This window comes from Pseudoalteromonas sp. SMS1 (assembly GCF_021530565.1).
Classification (GTDB): Bacteria; Pseudomonadota; Gammaproteobacteria; order Enterobacterales; family Alteromonadaceae; genus Pseudoalteromonas.
In genome coordinates, this window is sequence record NZ_JAKGBI010000039.1 from 1 (window position 1) to 9,775 (window position 9,775).

Consider the following 9,775-nt stretch of genomic DNA (forward strand, 5'->3'; position numbering starts at 1 on the left):
ATTAAGTGATAATAAGAGGTCGAGGACAAATCTATCAATGCTTTCCTTGCTCTTGTCATACCTTTTCAAAACCCATTTTAACTGGATATTTAAACAGTAACCAAAGAACCTAGTTTAAGCAATAAATTTGTGCCTGTCCTATCTTAAGTTCAGCTAAAACAGCTAGCCGATATTTCCACATCTAGTAAAACAAAACACCACTCAATATAAACATCGCCATACTCAATACCGGTAGCAAAATCATCTTCCATACAGAGCGTTTAGCTAACCACCTCGTTTTAGCTAATCTAGCCCCTATCTCTTCAAACTTGATCCCGAAGCAACAGACTAAATAAGTAAACAAAATAGCAAACACAGCAGCCAAAATTATTATCAGGTTTACATCGCCTCGAAATGAGAACAATGTATCAGTAAGTACTTCATTCATAAACCTATAACCGACAGCGTTAAATGTATATAAAAGCGTACCAGCATGAAAAATCATCACCAGAAGAACTACGGTAACAAACCCCATTGAGGGTACTAACTTACCTGTTTTCTGGTTTATCGATGTTTGATAATAAAAATATAAATAGTAGCTACGAATAAAACTCAAAATGTTCACCTAAAACCCTCCCGGCCCACGCACTTTAAAATTAGGATTAATCCTTTGGTTGGCTTCAATCATGTCACCAAATTGATACATTAGACCTGTCCAACTCTTCTTCTCAACGCCCATTTCTGTTGGGTGGAATTTAGGGGTGTAACTATAACCAGATGCTTGCAAAGCAAAGTCTGTAATACCATAAACTGTTGCTGGAAGTGTCCCGACACCTGTTATTGATGCTAACGCAAAGGTGCTGTCCACACCGAATTTACCCCAATTGCTGGCGATATCAGCTTGATTAGCGGGGTTGTTCCAATTGTGATTTTCTTGATTGAATTGATAGTCGTATGCTTGAAAGCCCGAAACCATAGGACCAGCCGCTGTAAGTAAGCGCCCTGAAGTCTGCGCCAAAGAACTATCCATCAATCCAGAGATACTCCCAGTTAAACTCTTAATATCATCTACAGGTCCAAAGCCAAAGCTGTAATTGCTTACGCCGTTAAGCGGTGTTGAAGCTCCGCGACCAAAACTACCATCAAAAATGGTAGAGAGTGGCGCTTTGTCTGCTAGCGTCCAACCTTTGTTTTGCACTAAGCCAAAACTATAACTACCGGGTTTTGTCGCAGCAATACCGCTTAAAGCAGTATGAGTAGAACCTAGCCCACCTACAGTGAGCGATGCATAGCCAAGGTTAGTTGTTAAATTTGATTGCGTATTTGGAGAGCCAAACACATACCCTTCACGCCAAGGCCCCGGTGTTAAAGGCTGGCTCATATCCGTCCAATCAATGGAGTCTATTAGTGAGCTTTCAAGGTCAAAGCCTTGCGGCACTCTACCCATTGTCGTGGTATTTCTATCAATCCACGCTTGGTTATTAGCAATGAGTGATTGCGTTCGTTGCACGCTTTGTGCCTTCGTTGCTAAATCATTGTTTAACTGCTGCCTAATCATGTTTGAATGATTAACCAAATGATTGAATCTATCAAACGATGTGATTGGGCGTGTCGCATTCTCAATTGAGTTTGCGGCGGTTGCTAGGCTGTAATATGCATTATCAGATAAGCTATCAAGCCCTCCTGACGCTTCTAGTCTATTCCATCTTTCAAGGGCATTCTCTGGATTAATATCTACTGCGTCTTGTGAAGCAGGTGCTCCACCTGTTTTACCAATAGGTTGCGTTTGACCAGCGCGTTTTGGACTTGTCGCAGTGGTATTTGCTGATTTTGGTGTACTGCTTAAACCACTCACAATCGAGTTCCCCAACGCATTTCCAAACGCATCCGTCGCTATATTCTTAAAGTTCCAGCTTGCCTCATTACCAAACAGCTTGTCCGAGCCATACCTTAATCCACTATTCGCAATACCCCCTAGTGTATCCGTTACAATATCTCCTGATGTCATGCCGCCGGCTAACGTATCGGGGTCACCGAAACCCAGTTCTGCACCAACGTAAGAAGTCAAAGCGGATGCCGCAACATTGCCCCATCTAAAGCTGGCTTCATTTCCTACCAACTTATTTGCTGCCACTGAACTTATCGCACCTGCAGCCCCTACAGCGGCTTTACCTATGCTACCTAATTGATATACGCCTTCAATTGTTTTACCAGCATTGCTAACAACATTAATTGCTTTGTTCGCATCGTTTAATTTTGCAAATGCCTCAACGCCTCTTAACACATGTCCAGCACCGGCAGTTAGGCCTGCAGTCAGCCCTGAGCCTAATGCTGATTTCAACGAAAAGCTGTCAACAACGCCCATGGCTTTACCTGCTAACTGGGACACCGCAGAGCCGACAAAACCAGCCGTCGCGGCCATCGCTATCCCAGCACCAGTCGTTGCAACACCCGCAGCAGCAAAACTGCCAGTAAGAACCGACGTCCCCGTGGACATAAGAGCGCCATATGAGGCGCCAGCCAATGCCCCCGCCGTCGCAATCGTCGCAACCACCGCGACTGCAATCATAATCACCGAGGCAAACACATTACACCCAGCCTCCGGTGGAGGTGGTACATACGGCATACTTGGCGTGGTATCGCCAATCACTTCGCCTAAGTTAATTGGTTTAAAGCTATCGTGGCTATTAAACGTATTGGCGCGTGCCGGAATATCCAACATAACACCAGCCTGTAAATCAGAACCCGCGCCCAGCCCGTTAAAATCAGCAATGATGTACCATAGGTTTTCGTTGCCATAGTATAGCTTGGCCAGTTCTTTTAACGTATTGCCGGATTGTACTTGGTGTCGCGCCACAACTGTTGCTGCTCTTGCGTCTGGGGCTTTAAAGTGTTGCTCTTTAATCGAGTTTGTACCCGACTTATTCAGTTCACCCAGGTAATTACCACCACTATATAAGTAGTAACTGCCCATCCCTCTACCAAGGAATGACTCATCTTCCTCAAACCCCACATTACTGGCCACGGTTGTTTGCCAGTCGATCACTTCGCCTGATTGAGGGTTGTAGTATGACTTTTGTGTATTTAGATGGGATGCAGTCAATGTTTCCGATTGTTTACCCGTTACTTTTGAGATGAGTTTGCCTTCGGCATCGTATCTCATGTAACGCGCATTTACGTCCTTATTGGCAGTATATCGAGAGTCCGTTATGTGTTCTTCAATGCGTGTACGATTGCCATTTACATCGTAGCTCGACTTGGTTTGTGCATCATATAAGTGCTGGCTCTCTGGATGTGTTTTACTGCCTTCACCTTTAGTCAAAGATTCAAGATATTGGTCTCGGGCAATATACTCTTTAGTAAAGTTATGTACTAAGTTGGGTGTCTCCGCTTTTTCCGCTTTTTGATAATAAGAATAAGATTTCACCATTCCAGCGCCATCGTATACATAGTCTTGCGTGGTTGAATTAATACCGAGATTAGACTCCGACCAACCATCAGAAACAAAGATTGTTTGCGTCAATAAATCTGGTTTGACTTGTTGACGCAGTGTATCCTCAATATTCAAGGTTAACGCTTTTTCTTGAACCCAAACCACATCTCCGGCCGCGTTATATCGTGTCTCAGTGAGACGCTTAATCGCACCGCCATAATTGACAACAATAAACGTATTGTCGTCTTGATGGGCGTCAGCATCATTGGCGTTGTTTCCGCCAACATTAAATGTTTCCGAGCTCGTAGCACCATAGTACTCGCGTTTATCTGTCACACGGCCGAGCGCATCATAATCTAAACGGCTACTTGCTACCCAATTCACTAACGCTGGGTTAGATGCCAATATTGCACGCTTCTCATACAGGTCGTCTTCTTTAAGCCCTTTGTGCTGATAGCTGTCAACGGCTGCTACTTGCCCCCAACTGTTATAAATAAATTGCTGTGCACGTATGTCCCTCGACACAACCAAAGTCTGCTGCCCAACGTCGTTGTAGGCAATAAATTGGCCTTTTGATTTGGTTGTAATTTTACCACCCGATAAGCTCCCGCCATCATGTACAACACGGTTGTTTCCATCATAAGTAAACCAATACTCTTGGATATTGTCACTTTGTGTCGAAGTCGACGAAACTGAGCCTGAAGTAGAGTTCGAACCAGTTGTGTTTACAGCCCTCTCTATAGAGGTACCTAATTGCGCCTTTTGTGTCACAGAGTCAGAAGTTTGCGCTAAGAATTGGGACTCTTCAACCTGTCCACTGGCCTCTGTTCCAATTCCAATCCCCGGCGTATTACTGGTAAACCTAGGCTCTACTTCGAGCCGTAGCGTGGTTTTCGCAGATAGACCTTTTGGATCCTTCGCTGTTATTTGAATGTAAAATGTTCCAGGTGAATTTAAAGGACCCGAAATTCGATTCCCATTTAAAGACAATCCATTGGGCAGCCCGGATGCGCTATATGTTAATGTATCGCCATCTGGGTCTGAGAACGCATCATCAGGAATTAGATAATTCAGCCCTCTCCCCTGAAACCCAAACGTCCCAAGGCTACGATTGGCGACAGGGGCGCGATTAACGACCGATGGCAGTGTTACAGTAATGCTTTTAGTTTTCCAGCTACTCCAAGTACCGTCGTTGTCTTTTACTCTCACCTTAACCCATTGCTCACCACCGGTAAGGCCTGTTACAGTCGCACTGCCGTCACGGCCTGTAACGCTTAAACCCGAGGAACTTTGCCACTCATAGGCACTAATTGTGCCATCAGGATCATTACCTTTGGCCGTCAAGGTTATGCTCTTTCCTTTGAGTACACTGGCTCCCCCACTTAGCGTAACTGTTGGCGACCTATTGGGGTTTACATTGGCAATGCTCAGATTAAACTCAGCTTGCCCAGATAACTTTGTTGACTTTGTCTCGGTTGCAACAACTATGACCCGATAAAGACCAGCCGTGGTATAATAAGGTGTGCCACTTAGTACCCCTGAAGCGCTAAAACGAAGGCCTCCTGGCATTTCTACACCCCGATATTCCCACGCTCCTTCCCTGTTGCCATCGAGTTGATGTTGCTCAAGTGACAAATCGGCGGCTTGTGTATCTATAGGCCTAGTATCTGCCACAAATACTCGTTTAAAGAAATAGGCACTATAAGTTACTTCGTCGCCATCCGGGTCTTTAAAATTGGTCGCAGTATTATGAGAGAAAAATTGTCCTTCTTTTGCCTGTTTATCATTTATCGTACCAGTCGGTGCTAGATTGGCAGGGGTAGATGTATCAACAGGTACATGAACATGAAACTCATATGTACCTGTTACCTTGTTTCCTTCTGGATCTGGCTCATAAGTCTTGTAACCGATAATGTAAGGAGTACTGCGTGCATCTCCTGCAAGAGGAGAAATAACCAGTTGATTTCTTATAATTTTAACAAAACTAGCCCCTTTAGTTAACTCAAACAAACTTGCACCGTGACTTTCTTGCAATAGGTTGATGCTGTGAGTGTGTCCCTCTTTTACAGTTAGATGGTTTGTTGGTTTTACATTTAGCGTAAATGTTTGGGTACGCTTTATACTAGCGTCGTTTTTGTCAGATACTTCTACGGTGATTGTATGATTTCCAGAGTCCTCATAACCCAATTTACCACTGATCATACCTGACTGGTCATAGGACAAGGTTGATGGTAACCCCCTAACGACATACTTTAACTCCCTCGATGTGGAGTCGGCTGTAAAATATTGACTCAAATCAACTGAGAAAGAGTAGCCTTCTTGCCCTGATTGGCGTGCTATCTGATTCATTTCGATTGGGGCTTTCACATTCGAAATAAAGACCTCAATTTCACCTTTGAACACGCGTGAAGGAGACACTGAACTGTCCTTGGCCTCTACTTCCAGTCGGTAAACGCCCGATGAATCATAGGAAGGTACTCCCGAGAAAGTACCATCGGAGTTGAGGGTGAGCCCATCAATAGATGACACGCTTTCCCAACGACTTTGGTCATTTTGCTTGTAAATCTGTGCAGAGTACGAAAGTCTAGATATTTGCAAGGTATCAAAGAACTGAGCAACGCTAGAAGATTCACTGTTGAGTTGCTGATTTTCTTCAAGTAATAAGCTGCCATGAAAAATATACTCTGGGTTTTCTGAAATGGCGCCAGTGATCCCATTTTCTACTTTCATACTGCGGCGATTACCCACAGCATCATACCGATAGGTGACACGAGACAGGATCCTCTCTTTCACCCAATTAGGAGTGCCTGTGGCATTTGTATTTTTGTATTCATTGGTTTGCGTCTGCAATATCCGACCATGGCTGTCATATTTCGTTTCAGTCTCGTGGCGAATAACACGTTTTAAATCATCCCATGATTGAGTCAATTCTAACGTTCGGCGACCCGCTTTATCATATTCGAAGTACGAATAGGCATCTGTCGTTTTGTCGGTAATACTCTTTAGCCAACCATTGTCATAGTATCGATATTCGATGTTTTGACCGCGATCATTTTTCTTTCGGATCAACCTACCAATATTTGTTGTTTCAATTTCTTGGTAAGTACTATTAAGCGTTTTAACTTTGGTGCTGCCAAAGCTACGACCATAGGTGTAGTTAAAGCCTTTTCCACCTAAATCATTACCACTTTGTAAATTGCCGTATTCGTCAAAAAGGCGACTATTCTGGTGTTTGTTTGCGTTTGAACTTGAGTGCAAATTGATATAGGTTTCGCTTTTTTGTGTACCATCACTGTTGTAGCTATAAGACTTCTCTCTCCCTACTTCATCGCGCGAATAGATCACATTACCATAGACATCAAACTTATAGGACTTTTCGCCACCTAACGCGTCTCGCTCATGTGTCCGGTTGCCAAGCTCATCATAATCATAACTATTTACAGTTCGATATGTCCCAGACACATTGTCAACAACACCAAACTGGCCAGTTTCAACAACCCTATCCAATTTGTCATAATGAGTAGTTGTCACTTTACCTTCAGCATCTGTGGTCACCACTTTTCTGCCAAATGCATCATAGCGATGATAAGTTAAGTTACCTTCACCATCTTGTGTTAACGTTTGTTTACCTGACTCATCGTACTTAAAAGTATGTGTATTTAAGTTGGCATCGACTTTTTGGATCAATCGCCCAGCTTCATCGTAGTGATAAAGATTAATCGGTGTCTCTAACTTCGTTACTCCCGTTTCATCGGTTACATTAACTGAGGGCAAAATCTCTTTAATAACCTGATTACTGTGGTTGTATGCCATTTTTGTAATAAAACCAAGGGCATCCTTCAATTCAATAGTATTTCCCCAACGGTCAAACGTTTGCTGGACTTCAGGGCGGACCAAGGTGTTATTTTGAGTGAATTTAGGTTGCTTAATTTTAGTCGCGTTGCCTAAAGCATCCCGCTCTATGTCTGTTTGTCCATTAAGGGCGTGTATAGTACTCGTTAATCTGCCCGCTTTATCGTACTCGTGTGTTTTTAAAACCCCATCTTCTTTAGTTGTCTTCCAAAGCAAGCCTTCTTTATTGTATAGGTACTGACCATCTTCGTCTTTTTTCACTTCGCCAAATGCGTTGTAATAGGTGTAATACGATTTGATCGATGCATCGCCATTGCCATCATCTTTGCCCAATGTTTTGCGGCTTAACTGCCCATTCTCATCGTAAAAATATTGGGTATAGACTTGTTTTGAACTGTCACTACCAGAAGTGGGTTTACGCCATGAAGAGAATGCCGCAACTCCCTTACTTGCATCACGGCTATCAAAAGCTCGATATTGATTTTTATCACTATCTGGAGAAAGGTAATTGGCGTCTAAAGATATGGTTACAGTAGTATGACTAGTAGAGTAATCACCCGCTTGAATATGTGCTATTTTTCCTTTGAGTATCCCACTGTTTGGATCAAATGAAATACCGCTTGGCAAACCACCTAACTTACCACTGGTCCTTACGCTTTTCCCACTTGCATCATGATAATAATACTGATAACTAAATGAATAATGCTCATTATCATGATGCCATTCGTTATATGTTTGTCTTGTTTCGACTAATTGACCTAGCGCATTGTAATGATGGAGTACCTTATTGCCTAACGCATCATATTCAGAGATCAACTGACCACGCACATTGTACTCATGTTGTGTCGATTTATCTTGGCTATTAGCAGAGACAGTAATATCTAGTGAAGAAGAATTAACACTCCCCGTATTCGCATGTTCAGTACGCTTTACCATATTGCCAAAGGCATCATATGCCATTGTGGTATAACGACGACCAGTGGTAATTGTTATCGCTTTTGATTGTGTTTGGCTTGTATCAACCTGTGTTTTTGCAACCGACTCACTGGCCGTATGAATTAATCTGCCAAGCGCATCGTACTCGCTAATAAATTTGCCAAATGTTTGGCTATCAAGTTGCGCCAAGTCACCTGTATTTGCTGTACGCTTTTGTGATGAAATGGTATTGCCTAGGTCATCGTATTCAAAGGATGAGATCAGATGATTGTGGGACTCGAAATTAGCGACACTCGTAAAATCAGCAATATCTACATTTGACTGCACTTGATGCAGTACTCGGCCCATTTCATCATAGTGATATTCAATAACTCTATTTTGGCCAACCGTATCATTGCCAATCCCAGCATTTGGAATAGTATCTTCGCTTGGATTTCCAGCAATGGCAACCGCGTATTCAGTTTGCATTTTAACCGCGCCAAATGCATTGTAGTCCCACTTTGTTAGATACTTTCCAGCATCTAGCATGGCTACTTTTTGCCCGAGTTCGTTGTAATATGTGTACTGAGTTAATGCATTATAGCCAGAAGTATTAAACTCTCCTGACAACAGCTTTTCAGACTTAACCTCTTGACCAAATGCATTATATTTGAATTGCGTTGATTGATTACCAATATCTACTCGAACCTTTCTCCCAGAGTTATCATAGGCTGTAACAATGGTTCGGTCCTGCGATGTATTAGCCGCTAAATTAAGCGGGTTACCCGAGCGGATAGCGCCTTGGCTATCAACTAAATCAGACAGCACAAGGTCATGGCTCGGCCCTGTTCTTACCGTTGTTTGATCTGCGTATTGAATTAGCTTAACGACTTGTCCTAGCGCGTTGTATTGACGTTGAGTCACATTTCCTGCGCCACTTACTTCAAATCTCACATTGCCCGCATTGTCATACACTTTTAACTGAGTGACATGGGGGTTGGATGCGCTGGCCGGTTGGCTCAGATCGGCGCCTTGCGTTGATAGCACAGCACGCCCCAATACATCGTAAACAGTGCGGCTTTCGGTGGCAGGCGCATTACGTGTCGCATCTTGGTTCACTGACACCTGACGCCCTGCGAGATCATAGGTAAAGCGCGAAACGGCTTGCTCTGCATTGGCAACCCATCCGTTGCCTTTCCATACACCCTCGGTGATTTTGATGACATTACCTGCATCATCGTAGTCAAAAGACTTGGTGAATCGCGCTTGGTCAACTTGGACAAGTGCCCCATTGTACCAATAATGATGCGTAGCTGCAGGACCATGCTCATAGGCAAGCCGGCCGCTGTTGTCATAGGTATAATCCCACGTTGCCCCTTTTTGGTTGGTGTAAGTGGCTTTTAACCCATTGTCATAATAGGTGTAAGACTCCGTGGTGTTATCCGCATGAGTGATTTGTGTCAGTTGCCCTGCGCCGTTATACACAGAATGACTGACACGGGCGTCACTCACCAAGGTGCCATTTAACTGGCTCGCCAACTGCGTGTAGGTCAGAGTTCGCGCGTTAAATGCCGCAGACAGTGCACTGATGTCTTT

Annotated in this window: 2 protein-coding genes; both read right to left on the reverse strand. The window is 43.7% G+C overall.

The features are described from left to right. Positions 1-181: 181 nt before the first annotated feature. Positions 182-604: a hypothetical protein gene (locus L1286_RS23695; protein ID WP_235409492.1), complete on the reverse strand. Its 423-nt coding sequence runs from the start codon at positions 602-604 to the stop codon at positions 182-184. Continuing rightward, entirely contained in the window at positions 605-9,691 is a 9,087-nt protein-coding gene (locus tag L1286_RS23700; protein WP_235409493.1) for a putative Ig domain-containing protein, read from the reverse strand. Between the last annotated feature and the right edge of the window lie 84 nt (positions 9,692-9,775).